The 18,646-nt window shown below is 74.6% G+C and carries 16 protein-coding genes; 6 read left to right on the top strand and 10 right to left on the bottom strand.

The features are described 5' to 3' along the window. Positions 1–6: 6 nt before the first annotated feature. The 7 genes from ACSNN8_RS41015 to ACSNN8_RS41045 form a co-directional block, all read right to left on the bottom strand. Entirely contained in the window at positions 7–876 is an 870-nt protein-coding gene (locus ACSNN8_RS41015) for a carbohydrate ABC transporter permease (protein ID WP_436656439.1), read from the bottom strand. Then, positions 873–1,871 carry a carbohydrate ABC transporter permease gene (locus tag ACSNN8_RS41020; RefSeq protein WP_436656441.1) on the bottom strand — a complete coding sequence of 333 codons (999 nt, stop codon included), beginning with the start codon at positions 1,869–1,871 and terminating at the stop codon, positions 873–875. Before ACSNN8_RS41020 ends, ACSNN8_RS41015 begins: the two co-directional genes overlap by 4 nt. After that, complete coding sequence (locus ACSNN8_RS41025; protein ID WP_436656443.1) at positions 1,871–3,265, bottom strand: extracellular solute-binding protein; 1,395 nt, start codon at positions 3,263–3,265, stop codon at positions 1,871–1,873. The genes ACSNN8_RS41020 and ACSNN8_RS41025 overlap by 1 nt, the downstream gene beginning before the upstream one ends. A gap of 43 nt (positions 3,266–3,308) precedes the next feature. Next, positions 3,309–4,316, bottom strand: coding sequence for an ABC transporter permease subunit (locus ACSNN8_RS41030; RefSeq protein ID WP_436656445.1), 1,008 nt, complete (start codon positions 4,314–4,316; stop codon positions 3,309–3,311). Beyond that, a complete protein-coding gene (locus ACSNN8_RS41035) occupies positions 4,313–5,191 on the bottom strand; it encodes an ABC transporter ATP-binding protein (protein ID WP_436656447.1) in 879 nt (292 codons plus the stop codon). The genes ACSNN8_RS41030 and ACSNN8_RS41035 overlap by 4 nt, the downstream gene beginning before the upstream one ends. After that, complete coding sequence (locus ACSNN8_RS41040; RefSeq protein WP_436656449.1) at positions 5,188–5,598, bottom strand: GntR family transcriptional regulator; 411 nt, start codon at positions 5,596–5,598, stop codon at positions 5,188–5,190. The genes ACSNN8_RS41035 and ACSNN8_RS41040 overlap by 4 nt, the downstream gene beginning before the upstream one ends. 92 nt (positions 5,599–5,690) lie before the next feature. Further along, positions 5,691–9,839 (bottom strand): nSTAND1 domain-containing NTPase, encoded by a 4,149-nt coding sequence (locus ACSNN8_RS41045; RefSeq protein ID WP_436656451.1) that lies wholly within the window; start codon positions 9,837–9,839, stop codon positions 5,691–5,693. Between the two features lie 152 nt (positions 9,840–9,991). Here ACSNN8_RS41045 and ACSNN8_RS41050 point away from each other — a divergent pair, with 152 nt between their 5' ends. Further along, positions 9,992–10,387, top strand: a complete 396-nt coding sequence (locus ACSNN8_RS41050; RefSeq protein WP_436656453.1) for a hypothetical protein — start codon at positions 9,992–9,994, stop codon at positions 10,385–10,387. 21 nt (positions 10,388–10,408) lie between these two features. Here the strand turns inward: ACSNN8_RS41050 and ACSNN8_RS41055 are convergent, their stop codons facing one another. Further along, complete coding sequence (locus tag ACSNN8_RS41055; RefSeq protein ID WP_436656455.1) at positions 10,409–11,227, bottom strand: endonuclease/exonuclease/phosphatase family protein; 819 nt, start codon at positions 11,225–11,227, stop codon at positions 10,409–10,411. 120 nt (positions 11,228–11,347) lie between these two features. Between ACSNN8_RS41055 and ACSNN8_RS41060 the strand changes: the two genes are divergently transcribed. Then, positions 11,348–12,697, top strand: a complete 1,350-nt coding sequence (locus ACSNN8_RS41060; RefSeq protein ID WP_436656457.1) for a hypothetical protein — start codon at positions 11,348–11,350, stop codon at positions 12,695–12,697. A 13-nt stretch (positions 12,698–12,710) separates the two neighbouring features. Here ACSNN8_RS41060 and ACSNN8_RS41065 read toward each other — a convergent pair whose 3' ends face one another. Next, complete coding sequence (locus ACSNN8_RS41065; RefSeq protein WP_436656459.1) at positions 12,711–14,138, bottom strand: NAD-dependent succinate-semialdehyde dehydrogenase; 1,428 nt, start codon at positions 14,136–14,138, stop codon at positions 12,711–12,713. 67 nt (positions 14,139–14,205) lie between these two features. On the opposite strand from ACSNN8_RS41065, the gene ACSNN8_RS41070 reads away from it, so the two are divergent. Further along, a complete protein-coding gene (locus ACSNN8_RS41070) occupies positions 14,206–15,654 on the top strand; it encodes a peptide MFS transporter (RefSeq protein ID WP_436656461.1) in 1,449 nt (482 codons plus the stop codon). Here the strand turns inward: ACSNN8_RS41070 and ACSNN8_RS41075 are convergent. After that, positions 15,635–16,180: a GNAT family N-acetyltransferase gene (locus ACSNN8_RS41075; protein ID WP_436656463.1), complete on the bottom strand. Its 546-nt coding sequence runs from the start codon at positions 16,178–16,180 to the stop codon at positions 15,635–15,637. The two genes, ACSNN8_RS41070 and ACSNN8_RS41075, sit on opposite strands and share 20 nt — an antisense overlap. Positions 16,181–16,231: 51 nt before the next feature. Here ACSNN8_RS41075 and ACSNN8_RS41080 point away from each other — a divergent pair, with 51 nt between their 5' ends. The 3 genes from ACSNN8_RS41080 to ACSNN8_RS41090 all read left to right on the top strand — a co-directional run bounded on the left by ACSNN8_RS41080 (position 16,232) and on the right by ACSNN8_RS41090 (position 18,641). After that, the gene (locus ACSNN8_RS41080) at positions 16,232–16,828 is read left to right on the top strand and encodes an RNA polymerase sigma factor (RefSeq protein WP_436656465.1); all 597 of its coding nucleotides are present in this window, start codon (positions 16,232–16,234) and stop codon (positions 16,826–16,828) included. Next, positions 16,825–17,631, top strand: coding sequence for a hypothetical protein (locus ACSNN8_RS41085; RefSeq protein ID WP_436656467.1), 807 nt, complete (start codon positions 16,825–16,827; stop codon positions 17,629–17,631). The genes ACSNN8_RS41080 and ACSNN8_RS41085 overlap by 4 nt, the downstream gene beginning before the upstream one ends. Positions 17,632–17,786: 155 nt before the next feature. Further along, a complete protein-coding gene (locus tag ACSNN8_RS41090) occupies positions 17,787–18,641 on the top strand; it encodes an NAD(P)-dependent oxidoreductase (protein WP_436656469.1) in 855 nt (284 codons plus the stop codon). The last annotated feature ends 5 nt before the right edge of the window (positions 18,642–18,646 follow it).

Genomic DNA, 18,646 nt, shown 5'->3' on the forward strand with positions numbered 1-18,646 from the left:
GGGACGTCAGCCCTTGTCGGCGCCCGCGGTGAGGCCCTCGGTCAGCAGCCGCTCGGCGGCGAAGAAGATGATCACAATGGGGACGGTCAGCACCACGGAACCGGCCATCAGGACGGTCTTGCTGACCTCGATGCCGCCCGAGAGCTGCGCCAGACCGAGCGAGACGGTCCAGTCGGCCCTGTCCTCCACCAGGAACAACAGCGCGAACAGGAACTCGTTCCAGGCGATCATGAACACGTAGAGGGCATTCGCCATCACCGCCGGCGCGGCCAGCGGGAGCACCACCTTGCGCAGCGTCTGCAGCCGCGAGTAGCCGTCGACCGCCGCGGCCTCCTCGAGGCTCTCCGGGATCGTCGACAGATAGTTGCGCAGCATGTAGATCGAGACCGGAACGGTCTGCGCGACGTAGACGATCGTCAGCCCCACGAGGGACCCCCGCAGCCCCAAACGGGTGAAGAGCACGAACAGCGGGATCGCGAGCAGGATCGACGGGAACAGGTAGACCGCCAGGAACAGGAAGTGCACCTGGCGGCGCCCGGCGAACCGTAGCCGGCTCACCGCGTACGACCCCGGGATCGAGGCCAGCAACGTGACCACGGTGGCCGCCACCGACACCATCGCCGAGTTGGCGAGGAACCGCAGGAAGCCCTGCCCGCCGTCGCCGGTCGGCGACAGCACCTCGGAGTAGGTGCGCGCGGTCCACTCGGCCGGACCCACCCAGAGCCGTCCCGGGTTCTGCAGCACCTCCTCGATCGGCCGCACCGACAGCAGCACCATGTAATAGAAGGGGAACAGCGTCACCAGCACGAGCCCGGCGATCACCACCCAGCGCAGCACACGCAGCACCCGCGTCTCGACGGCCGCCCGGTCGGTCATCGGTCGTCCCCCTCCGGCTCGAAGCGCGGCGCCAGGAACTTGAGGTAGATCGTCAGGAGCACGACCAGACCGAGCGCCAGGATCAGCGCCTGCGCGGAGGCCGCGCCGATGTCGAAGCGGGCGGTCAGGAAGTTGTAGACCCGCACGCTGACCACCTCGGTGCCGGCGCCGCCGCCGGTCAGCAGGTAGACGTCGTCGAACTTGTTGAAGGTCATGATGAACCGCAGCACGGTGAGCAGCGCGATCACGGCGCCGAGCTGCGGCAGCAGGATGTGGCGGAAGATCTGGGTGGGGGCGGCGCCGTCGACGCGGGCGGCCTCCTCGAGCTCGGCGGGCACGGCCTGCAGCCGGGCCAGCAGGAACAGGAACGCGAACGGGAAGTACCGCCACGTCTCGAAGACGATCACGGTGAGCAGCGCGAGCGGGACGTCGAAGTGCCAGCCGAACAGCGACACCTCGTACTCGCGCTGGCTCAGAAACGCGATCGGCCGGTCCCAGCCCAGCAGCCGCTGGCCCCAGTTGTTGGCGAGGCCGAACTGCGGGCTCAGCAGGCTCTCCCACACGAAGGTCACGGCGACGACCGGGGCCACGTACGGCAGCAGCACCGAGGCGCGGACGAAGGTGCGCCCGCGGAACCGGCCGCGCAACGCCAGCGCCGCGACCAGCCCCACCGCGATCGAGCCCAACGTCGCGCCGATCGTGTAGACCAGCGTGGTGACCAGCGACGACCAGAAGCCCGGCGAGGTGAGCACGAGCTCGAGGTTCGCCAGCGTGTATTCGCCGAAGACGCCGGCCCGGCGCAGGTTGATCAGCCGGATGCGCTGGAAGGCGAGCATCACCGTCCAGAGCACCGGCAGCACCACCACGACGAGCACGACGATCAGCGTGGGCGACAGGTAGGCCAGGCCTGCCCGGTTCTCCCGCTGCCGGCGCGTGAGCACCCGGCCGCGGGAGACGGGCTCCGCGGGGGCCTCCCGCGGCTCGGTGGCGACCATCACTCGAGCGACTTCTGGATGGTGCGGACGTCCTCGGCCGCCTGTTTGGCCGCGGCGGCCGCGTCGCCGTCCCCGCCGGCCAGCGCGTTGATCGCCTTGGGCACGGGCAGCTCCCCCAGGGTGGCGCCGACCAGCGCGCCCTGCTTCTGCGGGAAGCCCCAGCGCTGGAACGAGTCGGGGCTGTTCTGCAGCGCCTCGATCACCTCGGGCGGGAAGACCTTGCCCAGCGGCTGCTTGGTGTCCACGCCGGCCGGCAGCTCGTTCCACGCCTTGGTGAACTTGTCGGGCGCCGACGCGTCGCCCTTGCGGACGGGGAACTTGCCCTCGGGCGCGATGCCCAGCCAGTCGGTGTAGCCCTCGTTCATCATGTACGTCACGAAGCGCTTGGCGGCGTCGGTGCGCTCGCCGCCGTTGGTGATCGCCCAGCTGGTGATCTCGCCGAACTGGGCGGGCTTGCCGCCGGGCCCGGAGATCGCGGTGACCACGCCGGTGTTCTTGGCCAGGAACGTCCTGTCCGACTTGCACTGCGGGCATGTGGGCAGGGCGTCGTTGCGCAGCCCGGCGAGCTCGTCGAGCAGGAACGACGACCAGACCACCATGGCGGCCTTGCCCGCGAAGTAGGTGGCGCGGGTGCTGTCCACGTCCTGCGCGCCGGGCACCGAGTACTTGGTCGCCAGGTCGCCGTACAGCTGGAAGCTCTGCACGCACTGGGGCGAGTCGAGCGTGATCGTCTTGTCCGCGGCGACCAGCTCGCAGCCGTTGCCGAGCGCGAAGTTCTCGAAGGACTGCGCGGTGAACGCGTCGTTGGGCACGGTCGCCAGCGTGACGCCGGCCGTGCCGCCGGTGTTGAGCTTCGCCGCGGCCGCGCGGATCTTGTCGTACGTGTCGGGGGCGGTCAGCCCGGCCTTCTCGAACAGGTCGGTGCGGTAGAACAGCAGCTGGGCCCAGCCGTCGGAGGGCACGGCGAGCTGCTTGCCGTCCTGGGCGGTGAGCTCGAGCGCGCGCGGGGAGAAGGTGCCCGCGCCGAGGCCGTCGACGACCTCCTTGGCGGCGCCGGTGTCGAGCAGGTCGTTGGTGGCCATCTGGGCGACCGCGGCCAGCGGCAGTGCGCCGACCACGTCGGGCAGCGTGCCGGCCGCGGCGGCACTGGTGATGAGGCTGGAGAACTGGTTCTCGTCGGTGGCGACGATCTTGACTTTGATGCCGCTGGCAGCGGTGAACCGGTCGGCCACGGCCTGCGTGGCCTGGACCCGGTCGGTCTGGTTCTCGAGGCTCCAGACGGTGATCGTGTCGCCGCTGCCGCCGCCACCCCCGTCGTCGTCGCCGCAGGCGGTGAGCGTGGCGGCGGCCAGTCCGGCCGCCGCCACGGCCGCGAGGCTTCGTGAGATCTTCATCGCGTCCTCCCCGTTACATATCGATGACGGAGAAGATCTCAACCTAAGCCACGCGGCGCCTGATCCACCAGAGGCAAAATGCGCACAGTAGTCCGCTGGTGACCACGAGCAAGCCCAGCTCACGCCACTGCAAGGCCCAGAACCGCTCGACCGGGACATAGTCGATGCGCGAGACGAGGCCCTGCTGGGCGAGCCAGGCGTTGCACTCGTCGGGACCGCCGGACCGGCCGCAGCGGGTGGCGTCGACCGGGCCGGTGTACTCCTTGCCGTCGGGTCCCACGGTCACGTTCGACAGCACCCACGAGCCGTGCGCGGGCGACTCCAGCTCGATGTGCACCCTGTTCTCGGGATTGATCCACAGTGAGGCGATGCGGTCGGCGTCGAAGCCGGAGCTGCTGGACACCGGCGTGACGAGGTGCTCGCGGAAGCCGTACGGGGCGGCGAGCTGGGTGAGCACGACGAAGACCAGCGTGGCGGCCATCGCCACCACCAGCCGCCGGGTCAGCATGCCGATCGTCACGCCGCCCACGAACGCCAGCAACGCGTACCCCATCGGGACGACGCCGCGTGCCGAGAACAGCAGCGGCGTGACGCGGCCGTAGTCGCCGGCCTTGTCGATGGGCCCCGCGAACCAGGTCACCGCCAGGCTCAGCACGCCCGACGCCAGGACCGCCACCGCGCCGATCCCGGCCAGCTTGACGGTCAGCCAGCGACCGCGCGACACGGTCTGGTTCCACACCAGCCGGTGCGTGCCCGACTCCAGTTCCCGGGTCACCAGCGGGGCGCCCCAGAAGACCCCGATCAGCGCCGGCAGCAGGAGCAGCACGGCCGAGCCCACCAGATAGACCGTGAAGTAGGCGCTGCTGCCCACCTGCTTGGCGAAGGCGTCGGCAGCCGACTGACAGGCCCCCGTGCAGGCGGCCAGGCCGGTGTCGCGGTAGATGCCGAACATGCCCGGCGCGGCGACGAGCAGGGCCGCCACGACGGCGGCGACGAGGGCGACGATCACCACGGCCTGGAGCCGGAACTGTCGCCAGGTCAACCAGATCATCGCTTCTCCAGCACGCGGTCGCGGCCGGCGGCGCCGGCCTCGGACATGTAGGCGAGGACGAGGTCCTCGAGGTCGAGCCCGTCGACCGACCAGGACGGGTCCTCGATCGGCGCGCTGCTGCGCACGACCAGGGTGGACTGCACGTCGGTGTGGCTGGCCGCGACCACGTGCCGGCCGTGGCCGAGCGTCGCCGGGTCGCGGCGCGCGCCGCTGAGCCGGTGGTGGGTGCCGAGCAGCTCCTCGACCTCCCCGGCGACCCGCACCCGCGAGCCGACCAGCACGATCAGGTAGTCGCAGACGCGCTCGAGGTCGGCGACCAGGTGCGAGGACATGATCACGCTGGTGCCGTGCTCGGCGGCGTACGCCATCAGCCCTTGCAGGAACTCGCGACGCGCCAGTGGGTCGAGCGCGGCCACCGGCTCGTCGAGAAGCAGCAGCTCGGGCCGCTTCGCGATGGCGATCGTCAGGGCGAGCTGGGCCCGCTGGCCGCCGGAGAGCTTGCCCGCCCGCTGCCGCGGGTCGAGCCCCAGGTCGGCGATGCGGCCCTCCGCAAGCGCACCGTCCCACCCCGGGTTCAGATGCGCGCCGAGGCGCAGGTGCTCGGCGACGGTCAGGTGGGCGTACACCGGGGTGTCCTGCGCGACGAAGCCGATCCGCGGCGACCCGCTGCGGGGCCGCTCGCCGAGCACCTCGATGCCGCCCGCGGTCGGCGTCAGCAGCCCGCAGGTGAGCTGCAGCAACGTGGACTTGCCCGCGCCGTTCGGCCCGACCAGCCCGACCACGTGGCCGGCCGGGACGTCCAGTGTGCAGTCGGTCAGCGCGGTGCGCCGCCCGTACCTCTTGGTGAGGCCCTCGGTGGTGACGACGTCAGTCATCGGTGTCGCCCCGCTCTCTCTCTTGTCGAAAAATCACGAAAGGTGCTGATCAGCAGCGCTTCGACGTCCTCGTCGTCCAGCCCCGCCTCGCGGGCGCGGCCGAGCCATTCGGTGAGCGCCCGGCGCAGCGGCTCGTGCGCGGCGCGGCTGTCGTCGTCGCCGCCCAGCGTGCGGGTCACGAACGTGCCGAGCCCCGGGCGGGGCTGCACGAGCCCCTCGTACTCCAGCTCGCGGTACGCCTTGAGCACCGTGTTCGGGTTGATCGCCACGCGGGCGACCACCTCCTTGACCGTGGGAAGCCGGTCGCCCTCCTTGAGCAGGCCGAGCCGCATGGCGTGCCGCACCTGCTGGATGAGCTGGAGGTAGGGCGACACCCCGGACCGCGCGTCCAGATGAAACTCGATCATGTATCCACCATTCAACTAGTTATCTAGCACAATAGCGGTGGACCACGGTGGACAGTCAACCCCCCGGCCGTACGCGGACCGGCGAACGGCGCTCAGCAGGGCGAGGCGGGCAGGTGGTCGCCGGCGACCCGGGTGCGTTCCTCCGGGGTGAGGTCACGCCCGGCGATCCGGCAGGCGTGGGCGATCCACGCCCGCGGCCGGGCGTCCCAGGTGTGCACGGCGCCGTCCGAGGACACGATCACCACGGTGTGGCCGTCGGGCAGGAAGGCCGGATGGGTCCGGACGCCGGGCCGGGCCGCGGCGATCCCGCCCAGCGGCTCGCCGGTGCGGCCGTCCCACACGGTCACCCGGCCGTCGGCGCCGCCCACGACGACGGTCCGGCCGTCGGCCGAGAACGCCACCGGGCCCGCCGGGCCGTCGTGGGCCGCGACCGGCGGGCGCACCGGCGCACCGCCGGCCTCGAGCAGCACCACCTCGCCGTTGCCGCCGGCGGCGGCGAACCGGCGGCCGTCCGGGGAGAAGGCGCCCGCGACGCCGCCCACCCCGACCGTCCAGGTGCGGGCCGTCGCGCCGGACAGGTCGGCGTACGTGACCGAGCGGGACGCGTCGGCCGGCGCCGCTTCGCCGGCCACGCCCTCGAAGGCCACCACCGCCCGGCCGTCCGGAGCGATCGCCGGCCGCCCGGCCGGCCCGCCGGGAAGCCGCAGCAGGTCGGCCACCGGCTGCAGGGAGGCCGCGTCGAGCTGCAGCACCCGGTCGTCGGTGACGATCAGCCGGCGGCCGTCGGGCGACCAGGCCACGCCGGGCACGGCGACGTGCGACACCTGCCGTCCCGCCACCCGCCGGCCCGTCCGCGGGTCCCAGACCTCGACGTGCCCCCGGTCGTCGGTGGTGGCCAGCCGGGCGCCGTCGGGCCGCCAGGCGACGCCCAGCACCCGGGCACCCCGGTGGAGGATCTCTGCGACGGTCCGGCCGTTGCGCAGGTCGACCACCCGCAGCGGCTCGCGCGCCGCCCGGGCGCGGAAGACGGCGGCGCCCACGCCGGGCGAGACCACGACGCCGCCGTCCGCGCGGCCCGGGTCGCGCTCCAGGGCCCGCCGCGCGAGCACCCGACGGTCCCCGCGCAGGTCCCAGACCAGCGTCGAGCCGTCCCCGTCGCTGGTGTAGAGCGTGCCGCCGTCCCGGCCGAACGCCAGGCCGGTCACGCCGGTGGCGTGCCCGTGCAGCACCTCGACGGGCTCGCCGGTCGCGGTCGCCCACACCGTCGTGGTGTTGTCGCCGGCGGCCCCGGCCAGCAGCCGGCCGTCCGGCGAGAACCGGAGCTGCCGGATCCGGCTGCCGCCGGAGAGCCGGGCCCGTTCGCGTCCCGACCCCGCGTCGACGAGCACCACGCCGCCGTCGCCCGGCGACGCCACGGCGAGCACCCGGCCGTCCGGGCTGAGCTCGAGCGGCGGCCCGGGCAGCGGTGACGACCGCAGGCGGCGGCCGGTGAGGGCGTCGAGCACCACCTGGCCGCCGGGCCCGGCGGTGTAGAGCACGCGGCCGTCCGGACTGAACCCGGCGACGTCGGTGAGCCACGGCACGGCCACGGCCGAAGGCGGCCAGTCGGGGTCGTCGAGGGTCCAGATCCGCACCTCGGCGGCCTCGTGCTGCTCCTGCTGATAGACGACGGCGAGCCGCCGGCCGTCGGGGCTGTACGCGGCGGCCGCGGCGATCGAGTCGAACGCCAGACGGCCGGGCCGCACGGACCGGGCGGACGGGCGCCGGGTGTCGACCAGGCGGACGGCAGGCGCGTCGAGCAGCCCGTACGGGAGGGCGACCTGCTCGCCGTCCGCCCGGATCGCCGCGGCGCCCGGCACCGCCCCGGCCAGCGGCACGTGCGGCTGCCACGACCCGGTGTGCGTGCCGGTGTCGAACACGCCGACGCGCGCGCCGTTGAGCACCACCAGCGACGAGCCGTCGGCGGTGACCCTCGGACGGGTCGCCGCGCGTTCCGGCCCGTGCAGCACGCCGATGAGCTGCGGGTTGCGGGCCAGCGCGGCGAGCAGGCCGGCCCGGGTCACGGCCGTGTCGTCCATGCGCACCGCGCCGGCGGCGAGCAGCAGCGACTGGTCGGCGTTCGCGGTGGTTCCCGCGAGCGCGCTGATCCGGCGGGCCTCGGCGCTCAGCGCGGCGGCGCCCGCCCGGTCGGCCTGCCGCCCGGCGTAGACCCCGGCGCCGCCGGCCACGACCAGCAGCGCGACGGCGACGGCGAGCAGAGCCCGCAACCGGCGGTTGGCCCGCGCCTGCTCACGGGCCCGCCGCGCGGCCGCCGCCTGCTCGGCGTCCGCCAGCTCGCGGGAGGCCGTCAGGAAGGCCTCCTCCGTGGCGCTCAGGCTCGGGCGGCTGCGGTCGCGCCACTCCGCCGCACGGGCGAGCCGGGCGCCCCGGTACACCTCGCTGTCCGGCCGTCCCATGCCCGCCCAGGCCTCGGCGGCGAAGCTCAGGTGCCGGCGCAGGCGCTGGCCCTCGGCGTCCTCGTCCAGCCAGGACAGCATCCGCGGCCACACCCGGGTGAGCGCCTCGTGGGCCAGCGCCACCGTGTGCTCGTCGGCGGTGACCAGGCGGGCCGCGACCAGGTCCTCCATGATCCGGTCCTGTGCGGGACCGGCCGCGACGAGCCGGCGGGGCACGCGGCGCCGGTTGGGCTCGCCGTCCGGCGTGACCGCGACCAGCCGCAGCAGCAGGTCGCGCAGCACCGGCCGGGACGGCACGGGCGTGCGGTCGTACAGCTCCTCGGCGGTGTTGGCGACCGCCCCGCGGATGCCGCCGGTGGCCCGGTAGCCGGCCACCGTCAGCGTGCGGCCCGCCCGCCGCCGCCAGGTCTGGCGCAGCGCGTGCGACAGCAACGGCAGGGCGCCCGGCTCGCCCTCCACGTCGCGGACGAGCAGGTCCACCAGGCCGGGCTCGAGCAGCAGCCCCGACCGGCGCGCCGGGGCCTCGACGGCGGTCCGCAGCTGCGGCTCGCGCATCGCGCCGAGGACGTACAGCCCCCGCTCCACCAGGCGCGCGAACCCGGGATGCTCGCAGACCTCGCCCAGCCGGTCGGCTCGCAGCGCGACGACCAGCGGGGCCCGCACGGCGTGGCCGGCCAGCCCGGTCAGGAACGCGGCCCGCGCGCCCGGGTCGCGGCAGAGCGTCACCACCTCCTCGCACTGGTCGACCACCAGCACGTCCGTCCCGGCGCCGGGCAGGTCGGCCGGCGCCGCCGGACGGTGCCCGGGATGCAGCACGGTCACCGCGTGGCCCTGCCGCCGCAGCGCCGCGGCCACCCCGGCGCGCACCAGCGACGACTTGCCGCTGCCCGAGGCGCCGACCACGACCAGCACCCCGGCGTCGGCCAGCCGGCGCAGGCACGCGGCGGTGTCGTCCTCGCGGCCGAAGAACGCCTCCGCGTCGCCGACGTCGTACGCGACCAGACCCAGGTAGGGGCACGCCGCCGACTCCACCGGCGGCCGCGGGGCCGGGCCCAGGGCCGGGTCCTGCCGCAGGATCGCGCGTTCGACGCCGGCGAGCTCCGGTCCCGGATCGACGCCCAGCTCGGCGCCGAGCACCTGCCGGGCGCGGCGCAGGCTGGCCAGCGCCTCGCCCTGCCGCCCCGACCGGTACTGCGCCCGGGCCAGCAGCGCCCACCGCCGCTCGCGCAGCGGCGCCGCCGCCACCTGCGCACGGGCGTCGGCCAGCACCTCGCCCTGGCGGTCGGCGGCCAGCGCCGCCTCGACCCGCACCTCCTCGGCGTCCAGCCGCAGCTCCGCGAGCCGGCCCGCCTCGGTGCGGCCGGGCTGCCAGGCCTCCAGCTCCGGCAGGGCCGGCCCGCGCCACAGCGCCAGCGCCTCACCGGCCACGAACAGCGCATGGTCGGCCGCGCCCAGGGCCAGCAGCTCGCGGGCGCGCTCCAGCAGGTGCTCGAAGCAGCGGGCGTCGATCTCGTCGGGTACGAGCGCCACGCGGTACCCGTCCGGCACGGTCACGATGGCCGCCGCGCCGAGCACCCGGCGCAGCCGCGCGACACAGCCCTGCAGCACCTTGCGCCACGACGCCGGCGGCCGCTCGCCCCACACCGCCTCGGCGAGCCGCTCGAGCCGCACCGCATCGCCGCCGGCGGCCACGAGAGCCGCCAGCACGACCCGGTCGCGCGCCGCGATCCGGGTCGGCGGCCCGCCGCCGTCGATGGTCAGTGGGCCGAGCACGGCGATACCCACTCCCGGACTGTCCGCCCGGCTCGGCCCGGGTGTCAACGCCCGCGATACCCGTCCGATACCGCCGTGGAACCGCCCCGGTACCGCAGCGCCGGACAACCGGAGGGTCAGCAACGACAGATTCGCCAAGGAGCGTGATGACGATGCGCAGGTTCATGACAAGCGTGCTTCTCACCGGTGTGGTGGCGGGCGTGGCCACGGCGGCGCCCCGGCCCGCCGATCCCCTCGGCGCGGCCGGACCCGCGGCGGCGTGCACCCGGTTCGTGACACCGGGCACGGCCGCCGCCGGCGAGTGGCTCCCGGTGCTCGCCTATCGGCACCGCGACCGCAAGGGCCCCCTGGAGCTCCGGTTCGACGGGAAGCCGGTGCGCCACCGGCTGCTCAGGTACGCCGCGTCCACCGACCCGGGCGTGACCGAGCTGTTCCTGACCGTCGCCGTGCCGGGCACGGCCGCCCGCGGCCGCCACGAGATCCAGCTCTACGAGCCCGCCCGGGTGGCCGGCGCACCGCCGGAACGGCTCGCGGCGAGCACCGTCGTGCTCGGACCGTGAGCCGCTGCCGCGACCCCGGTGTCAACCCCGCCAGCGCAGGTCGGCGACCACGGCCCGATGGTCGGACGGGTGCACGCCGCCGACCGGCTCGCCGGCCAGCCGCACGCCCTCGACGAGCACGTGCTGGTCCTCGCGGCCGGGCCGGAAGAAGATGTGGTCGATCCGCTGGTCGATCATCTGCGGCCCGGCCTCCAGCGGCGCCGAGGGGTGGGTGGAGGGCAGGGTCACCGCGTCGGCCGCTCCCCCGCCGGCGCTCCAGGCGTCGGTCAGGACGTCGCCCGCCCGGCGCAGGACCGGCGAGCCGGCCGCCGCGTTGAGGTCGCCCATGAGGAGCACCGGGCAGGGCCCGTCGAAGCGCGGGTCGGTGGCGAGGCCGGCCACGAAGTCGCCCTGCGCGATCCGGTCGTCGGTGTAGGGGACGCCGTAGTCCAGGCACGCCGCGACGATCGCCAGCGGACCGGCGGGGTGGCCGACCCGGACGCTCAGCGCCACCGGGTCCCAGTCGCGGTGCCGGGCCGGCATCACCGCCACCTCGTCGTCGAGGATCGGCCACCGGCTCAGCACCGCGATCCCGAGGTCGATCCCGGCCCAGTCGTCGCGGCCGGCCTCGGCCGGCGCGGGCGGGTAGGACGGCGAGGCGAACACCGCGTGCATCCCGAGGGCGTCCGCCAACTCGTGCGCCTGCGTGGTCCCGTCGCCGGCCCAGACCTCCTGCAGCGCGACGACGTCGGGCCGCAGCCGCTCGAGCGTCCCCCGGATGCCGGGCTGCCGGTCCTGCCAGCGCGGCCCGAACCGCCACCAGAGGTTCCAGGTCATCGCCCGAGCCGTGCTGTCGGTCATCAGCGGTCCCCCGTCGCGTCGCCGTCGCCGCGTGCCGTTCGCCGCGATCAACCTAGCGCGCAGCCGCTCCCCCGGGAACCGGGCGCCGCCGACGCCGGTGCGCCGTTAAGATCCGCAGCCGTGATCGATACGGCGCCGTCCCAGCCCCCCGCCCCTTCCCGGCGAACCTGGTGGACGGTGGGCACCGCCGGGACGGCGCTGGTCGTGCTCGCCGGCGTCGCCGTCGCGGTGTGGCCCTCGGGATCCCGGCAGTCCGTCGCGGCGGCAGCCTCGGCCGCACCGGTGGTGCCGCCGGCGCCGGCGGCGCTGCCGCGGCCGTCCGCGTCGGCGCCGAACTCGCAGTGGCAGGCGTGGGTGACGCAGGAGGCCACCGCGGCGCTGAAGCGGCAGACGGCCGCCCTGCTCGCGGGCGACCTGGCGGCGTACACGGCCGACGCCGTCCCGGGTGCGCGGGCCGAGCTGGGCCGGCGGTTCCGCACCCTGCGCTCGCTGCGGGTGACCCGGTTCGAGCAGCTGATCGAGGGCAACCCGTGGGCGCCGGCGAGCAGGAACGGCGACTGGCGCGTCGAGACCGTCGCCGACCACTGTTTCGTGGACACCGACTGCACCCCGGACGTGGCGGAGTTCGACACGCTGTGGCGGGTGACCGCGCGGGGGCTGCGGCTGACCGGCTTCCGCGTCCAGCCGCCCACGCAGGCCTGCTACCAGTGCGTGGACCACACCAGGACGCTGACCCGCCCCTGGCAGACGACCGAGCTGGTCGCCCGGGCCGGCCGCCGGACGCTGGTCGCGGTGCCGCTCGCCCAGCGCGGCCGGCTCACCGAGCTCAGCCGCCGGGCCGAGGCCGCCGCCGCGATCGCCGACCGCTACACCGTCGGCGCCGGCCGGGTGGACCGGTACCGCGTCTTCGTCGCCGACAAGGCGTCGTGGCGGCGCTGGTACTCGGGCTTTCCCGGCACCTGGGTGGCCGGGCAGGCCGTGGCCACCGGACGGGACCGGATCGAGACCGAGGTGCTGATCGGCGAGCTGACCGACGACTTCGCCGACGACCTGCTGCGCCACGAGCTGGCCCACGTTTCGACGCTGCGCAACAACACGTTCTACGGCCTCGAGGACGTCTGGTGGCTGGTCGAGGGCATGGCCGACCACGTGGAGCAGGCCGGCGACCCGGCCGGCGCCGCCGCGGAGCGCAGGAACCTGCGCCGGTTCCTGCGCTCGCACGAGCTGACCTCGGTCGCCGTGACCCCGCCCGGCTCCCGGGCGTCCGACGTGGACGCCGCGGGCCGGTACGCGGTGGGCTACTTCGCGCTGCGGCACCTGATCGGCAAGTACGGCCGCGGCAAGGCGCTGGCCTTCTTCCAGCAGGCGGTGCAGCAGGGCATCGGCCTGGAGACCGCCTCCCGGTCGGTGCTGGGCAAGCCGTGGGCGCGGGTCGACGCGGAGTGCCTGGCGGCGATCCGCCGGGTCTGACCCGCGCCGCGGCTCACCAGTTGACGGCGATGTACTTCGACTCGAGGTACTCCAGCAGGCCCTCGTGCCCGCCCTCGCGGCCGATGCCGCTCTGCTTCACGCCGCCGAACGGCGCGGCCGGGTCGCTGACCAGGCCGCGGTTGAGCCCGACCATGCCGGCCTCGATCGCCTCGCTGACCCGCAGGCCGCGGGCCAGGTCGCCGGTGTAGACGTACGCCACCAGGCCGTACTCGGTGTCGTTGGCCAGCCGCACGGCCTCGTCCTCACCGGTGAACGTGACGATCGGCGCCACCGGGCCGAAGATCTCCTCGCGCAGGATCGCGGCGTCGGGCGCCACGCCGGTCAGCACGGTCGGCGGGTAGTAGAAGCCGGCGCCCGAGGGGCGGCTGCCGCCGGTCTCGGCCTTCGCGCCCGCCTCCACAGCGTCGCGGACCAGCGAGTCGACCTTCGCCACGGTGTCCTCGTTGACCAGCGGGCCGACCTGCGTCGACTCGTCGGTGCCGGGGCCCACCCGCATCGCGGACATGCGCGCGGCCAGCCGCCGCGAGAACTCGTCCGCGATCGACGCCTCGACGTAGAAGCGGTTCGCGGCCGTGCACGCCTCGCCGCCGTTGCGCATCTTGGCGATCATCGCGCCCTCGATCGCGGCGTCGAGGTCGGCGTCGGCGAAGACCAGGAACGGCGCGTTGCCGCCCAGCTCCATCGACGTGTTGACGACGTTCTCCGCGGCCTGGGCCAGCAGGATCCGGCCCACCTCGGTGGAGCCGGTGAAGGACAGCTTGCGGACCCGGGCGTCCTTGAGCATCCGCCCGACGACCTTGCCCGAGCTGCGCGACGGCAGCACGTTGACCACACCGAAGGGCACGCCCGCCTCGGCCAGGATCGCCGCCATCGCCAGCGCGGTGAGCGGGGTGTCGCTGGCCGGCTTGAGCACGACCGTGCAGCCCGCCGCGAGCGCCGGCCCGATCTTGCGGGTGGCCATCGCGGCCGGGAAGTTCCACGGCGTGACCAGCACGCACACGCCGACCGGCTGGCGCGTGACGAGGATGCGGTTCGCGCCGGAGGGAGCGGTCGCGAACTGCCCCTCACCCCGTACGGCCTCCTCGGCGAACCAGCGGAAGAACTCCGCCGCGTACGTCACCTCGCCCTTGGCGTCCACCAGGGCCTTGCCGTTCTCCAGGCTGATCAGCTTGGCGAGCTCGTCGGCCCGCTCGGTCATCAGCTCCCACGCCTTGCGCAGGGCCTCGCCGCGCACGCGGGGCGGGGTCGCCGCCCAGGCCGGGCCCGCCTCCGCCGCCGCGTCCACCGCGGCGATCGCGTCGCTCTCGCCCCCGTCCGCCACCGAGGCGATCACGTCGCCGGTCGCCGGGTCCAGCACATCGAAACGGTTCCCGGACGACGCCGGGACCCACTTGCCGCCGATGAAAAGTTCAGTTTCCACAGATGCAGCATGGTCCTCCCGGCCGCTCGCCGCCATGCTTGGCGGCGCGGCGGGTACGACCAAGGTCATGGCCCAGGGAACCATTTCGCGCGAACGAAGCTTTTTCGGGCAGCCGGCGCCGCTCGCGAACCTCTTCGGGGTGGAGCTGTGGGAACGCTTCTCGTTCTACGGCATGCAGGGCATCCTGCTGATCTACCTGTACTACGAGGCGGCCCGCGGCGGGCTCGGCATCGACGAGGGCACGGCGACGAGCATCGTCGGGGCGTACGGCGGCTCGGTGTATCTCGCCACGGTGATCGGCGCGTGGCTCGCCGACCGGATGTTCGGGCCGGAGCGGGTGCTGTTCGGCAGCGCGATCCTGGTGATGGCCGGGCACGTCGCCCTCGCGGTGATCCCGGGCGTCGCCGGGGTGGCCGCCGGGCTGGTCCTGGTCGCGCTGGGCAGCGGCGGCGTCAAGGCGACCGCGACCGCGATCGTCGGGCTGCTCTACGCCGAGGGCGACGACCGCCGCGACGCGGGCTTCTCGATCTTCTACCTGGGCATCAACCTCGGGGCGCTCGTCGGCCCGCTGCTCACCGGCCTGCTGCAGCAGGAGGCCGGCTTCCACTGGGGGTTCGCGGCGGCCGCGGTCGGCATGGCGATCGGCCTGACCCAGTACGCGTTCGGCCGGCGGCGGCTGCCCGCGTCGGCGCACGAGGTCGCCAACCCGCTGCCCGCCGGGCGCCGGCCGCTGGTGTTCGGCATCGCGGCGCTGGTCGTGGTGCTGGTCGCGGTGCTCGCCCTGACCGGCCTGATCCCCGCCGACCGGCTCTCGGCGATCGTGGTCGTGCTGTCGATCCTGGCCGCCGTCGCCTACTTCGCCGTGATCCTCACCAGCCACCGCATCGACGACGTGGAACGGCGGCGGGTGCTCGCCTTCATCCCGATGTTCGTCGCTAGCGCCGCCTTCTGGTCGCTCTACCAGCAGCAGTTCACCGTGGTCACGATCTACTCCGACAAGCGCCTCGACCGCGACCTGGGCGGCTGGGAGATGCCGGTCTCGTGGGTCCAGTCGATCAACCCGGTCTTCATCATCGTGCTGTCCGGCGTGTTCGCGGCCGTCTGGACCCGCCTCGGCGACCGCCAGCCGTCCACCCCGGTCAAGTTCGCCGCCGGCACGGCCATCATGGGCGTCGCGTTCCTGCTGTTCCTGCCGTTCGCCGGCGCCGCGAGCGTGCCGCTGCTCGGCCTGACCGGCATCCTGTTCGTCTTCACGATCGCCGAGCTGCTGCTGTCGCCCGTGGGCCTGTCGCTGACCACCAAGCTGGCCCCGCAGGCGTTCCGCACCCAGATGGTGGCGCTGTTCTTCCTGTCGGTCGCCCTGGGCACGGCCCTGTCCGGCACGCTCGCCGGCTACTACAGCGAGGACCGCGAGGTCGCGTACTTCGGCATCCTCGGCCTGATCGCGATCGTCCTGGGCGGCATCCTGCTCGCGCTGAGCCCGCTGCTGCGCCGCCTCATGGGCGGCGTCCGCTGAGCACGTCCTTGCGCATCCGCACGAGCGGCACGGGGACGCCGCCGCGGGCGTCGGCGAGCCGCTCGACCACCTCGAAGCCGTAGCTGCGGTAGAGCGGCTCGCCGGCCAGGGTGGCCATCAGCTCCAGCCGGGTGAACCCCTCGGCCGCGGCCGCCCGCTCGCACAGGTCGAGGACCATGCGCCCCACCCCGCGGCGGGCGAAACCGGGATGCGTGTACATGGCCCGCACCTTCGCCGGCTCGGTGGCCGGGTCGAGCAGTACGGCATCGCGCCCCGGGGAGTGGTCGCCGCCGTAGAGGGTGGCGCGCCGGCTCCAGCCGCCACAACCCGCGAGCGTCCCGTCCGACTCGACGACGAAGTACGTGCCGTCGTCGATCAGCTGCGTGTCGAGGCCCATGATGGCGGCACTGCTGCGGATCTGGTCGTCGGTGAGGAAGCCCTTGAGCAGCTCCGCGACGGACAGGTCGATCAGCGCCCGGAGCGCGTCGGCGTCGTCCGGGGTGGCCGGGCGGCTTGTCATCGGCATCCCGCCATTGTGAGGGTGGAACCCGCGCCCGTCTGCGGCCATAACAGGGATGTGAGCGACACGGCGGACATGACTCGGGCCGGCGACGGCGAGCTGTGGCGGCGGGCGCGCGAGGGCGAGCCCGAAGCCTTCGGCGTGCTCTTCGACCGGCACGGCGAGGCGGTACGGGCGTTCTGCGCGCGCCGGTCCGGCTCCCTCGACGCCGCGGACGACCTGGTGTCGATCGTGTTCCTGGAGGCGTGGCGGCGGCGCGGCGACGTCGAGCTGGTCGACGGCAACGCGCTGCCCTGGCTGTACGGAATCGCCCGCCGCACCGTGCAGCACCGATGGCGCACCGCGCTGCGGCACCGGCGGGCGCTGGACCGGCTCGGCGCCGCCCCGGCCGCCCCCGACCACGCCGACGAGGTGGCCGCGCGCCTCGACGACGAGCGCGAGCTCGCCCGGCTGCGGGAGGCCTTCGAACGGCTGCGCCCGCCCGACCGCGACGTGCTGGTGCTCTGCGTGTGGCAGGGACTGACGTACGCCGAGGCCGCGGTGGCGCTCGGTGTGCCGGTCGGCACGGTCCGATCGCGGCTGTCCCGGGCCCGCGCCCGGCTGGAGGCGACCGCGGAGGCGGCCCTGCCCGTACCCCGACAGGAGATGTCATGACTGAGCTGCAGAGCCGGCTGGACCCGCGGCGCCGGGCCGGCATCCGGCAGATGCTGGTGGCGCAGGCGGCACCCGCGCCCGCGCCCGCTCCGGCCCGCCGCCGGGTCGCCCTCGCCGGCGCGCTCGCCGCGGTGGTCGCGGGCACCGGCGCGACCGTGATCGCCGCGTGGCCCGACCCGGCGCCGCCCGACTACGGGACGTGGACCGCCGTCCCGCAGGCCGCTCCCCCGCTGAGCGCCCCGCACGGCGACATCGAACGCTGGGCGTCGAAGTGCACCGACCTGGGCGTCGGCGGCGTGGGCATCGAGGGCGTCCCCGCACGCCCGGAGGCGGCGGCGCGGCGCGACGTCCTGGTCGACCGGCGCGGCGGCTTCACGTACTGCGTGGACGTCTCGCTCGGCAGCGGCACGCCGCAGGACCCGCTCATCGCCCTCTCGGGTCTCCGAGCGGGCGGTCGCGACGGCCTGAGCAGCGCGGCCGCCACCGTCTTCGACAAGCCGTTCACCCGGCCCCGCGCCGATGCCGTGCTGGTGCTGGGCGGCAGCCTGACCGCTCCGCCCAAAGAGGAGGGCGTGGACGACATCGACGCCTTCCAGCTGTTCGGCCTCGGCGGCGCGGCCGTGACCGGCGTCGACGTCGTGCTCACCAACGGCCTGCGGGTGACCGCCTCGCTGCGCGGCGGCGTGTGGGGCGCGTGGTGGCCCGCCGAGCGCGGCGACCCGGCCGGCTGCCGCCTCGAGGTGCGCACCGCCGCCGGGACGACGACAGTCGACCCGGACGCCGTGGGCCTGCCGTTCCGCTGACCGTCAGGCGGCGAAGCGGCTCACCCGCTCGGGGTGCAGCACCAGGCGCACCATGCTGCCGGCGCGCCAATCGTGGAGCCGCAGGGCGGGCACAGGCGCCACGGGTCGCGGATTGGCCGCCGCCGCGGACGGCCGGCGACCCTACGGTGGGCGGCATGACTGTGGGTTTTCTGGGGCTGGGCGTCATGGGGATGCCGATGGCCACCAACCTGGCGCGGGCGGGCACCGACCTGGTGGTGTGGAGCCGCACGGACCGCGGCACGCCGCCGGGCGCGGCCCGGGCCGCCGATCCCGAGGCGGTGTTCCGCGCCGCCGACGTCGTGATCCTCATGCTCGCGGGCGAGGAGGCGACCGACGCGGTCCTCGGCGGCGTGTCCACCTTCGCCGGGCGGCTGGTCGTGGCGATGGGCACGACCAGCCCGGGCTACTCGGCCGGGCTCGGGCGGCGGGTGCGGGCGGCGGGCGGCAGCTATGTGGAGGCGCCGGTCTCCGGGTCGCGGGTGCCGGCCGAGGCGGGCAAGCTCGTCGCGATGGTGGCCGGCGACCCGGCCGACGTCGAGCGGCTGCGGCCGCTGCTCGCGCCGATGTGCGCCGAGGTGTTCGACTGCGGGGCCGTGCCCGGCGCGCTGCTGATGAAGCTGGCGGTCAACACCTTCCTGATCAGCCTGGTGACCGGGCTCGCCGAGTCGTTCCACTTCGCCGCGGCGCACGGGCTCGACCCGGAGCTGCTGCGGCGGGTCCTCGACGCGGGTCAGATGGCGAGCCCGATCTCGCGGGTCAAGACGGCCAAGCTGGCCGGTGGCGACTTCACGGTGCAGGCCTCGATCCGCGACGTGCTGATGAACAACCGGCTGATCGTCGAGGCGGCGCGCGCAGGCGGCCTGGCCTCGCCGCTGCTCGACGTCTGCGAGCAGCTGTACGCCGAGACCGCCGCGCTCGGGCACGGCGAGGCCGACATGGCGGCCGTCGTCCACGCGATCGGGCACCGGACGGCGGAGGGCGTTCACTAAGCTTC

The sequence above is a fragment of the Actinoplanes sp. URMC 104 genome (genome assembly GCF_051386375.1).
Lineage (GTDB): Bacteria > Actinomycetota > Actinomycetes > Mycobacteriales > Micromonosporaceae > Actinoplanes.